The organism is Brevibacterium sp. Mu109, from assembly GCF_900169375.1.
Lineage (GTDB): Bacteria > Actinomycetota > Actinomycetes > Actinomycetales > Brevibacteriaceae > Brevibacterium > Brevibacterium yomogidense_A.
This window is the reverse complement of sequence record NZ_FXZF01000122.1, coordinates 1-1,044: the sequence shown is the minus strand read 5'-3', so window position 1 is coordinate 1,044 and position 1,044 is coordinate 1. Positions and strand designations below refer to the sequence as shown.

The following is a 1,044-nucleotide window of genomic DNA, read 5'->3' as shown; positions in this document are numbered from 1 at the left end:
CCGTATGTCATCGGTCGAATCCTCGAACGCAACGGCGAGACTGCCGGCCGTCTGCTGCGGTGGCTGCTCGGTCTCTTCTCCTTCGGCTGCACAGCCGCCGTGGTCGTTAGGCTGACCTGGGACGACGCGGTCGGATCGCTCGTGATCTTTCTTTGTCTGCTTGTCATCACTGCGAGCTCGCAAGGTGTGCTCTTCGCCGTATCGACTCTCAGGCAGCTTCGGTTGAGTTCCACGGAGTTCCTGTTCGTCGGGGCCATGATGTCGCGATTCTCCACCAGGTGACGGACTGTTCGGGACGGTACCCACGGGGGGCCGCTGGGCCCACACGACTGCCGAGCCTGAGGACGGCGAATCACCGTCGTCGGGCCGATGCTCAGGCCGAGTCTCGTCGTCGCGTTGACCGCGCCTGCGCGGTCTTGGCACGATGAGGCGATGCAGCCTGTCCTCGGTGTCATCTCCCACGGCACGTCCTCTCCCGACGGTCAGGCCGTCATCTTGGCCCTCGCCGAGGCGGTCGCCGCCGTCGGTGCGGAGGACGGGGGAGCAGAAACCGCGGCGGGGGATGCCGGGTGCCCCGAAGTGCCGTCCGCCGACTGGGCTTTGCTGGAGTCTGGCGTGGCGTCCAACTGCGCCGTGAGTCGACGCAGGGCGATGATTCCGGCATCACGATGAGCCACGAGGTCGGCAATGGAGGGTTCACCGGCTTCGATATCGCAGCCGGCCACGACATCCGCCATACCCCCCTCCCCGCCGGCGAGGTGGAACGTGAGCATCGGCCCCTGGAACGGCCAACGGAGACCCGGACCATCGGTGATCGAGCGGTCGATCTGCTCGACCGTGGCCTCGCCCTGCTCGACCATGTACAGGGCCTCCCGCCACTGTGCCTCCTGCAGTCGGTTGGCGATGAAGCCGGGGACTTCGCGGTCCATGCGGATGACGGACTTGCCGATGTGGGTGAAGAAGTCTGCGGCCCAGTCGACAGCGGCGGCCGACGTGGACTTTCCGCCGACGACCTCGACCAAAGGGAGGAGGTAGGGCGGATTG

2 protein-coding genes are annotated in these 1,044 nt (G+C 66.5%); one reads left to right on the top strand and one right to left on the bottom strand.

Annotated features, from left to right (window positions below; translation table 11 throughout):
• A partial coding sequence (locus BSP109_RS17590; RefSeq protein ID WP_219618588.1) for a hypothetical protein occupies positions 1 to 282 on the top strand: 282 nt, incomplete at its 5' end.
• A gap of 200 nt (positions 283 to 482) precedes the next feature.
• Here the strand turns inward: BSP109_RS17590 and BSP109_RS16810 are convergent.
• Positions 483 to 1,044, bottom strand: a 562-nt coding sequence (locus BSP109_RS16810; protein WP_257944767.1) for a 3-hydroxyacyl-CoA dehydrogenase family protein, incomplete at its 5' end; no start/stop codon positions are given.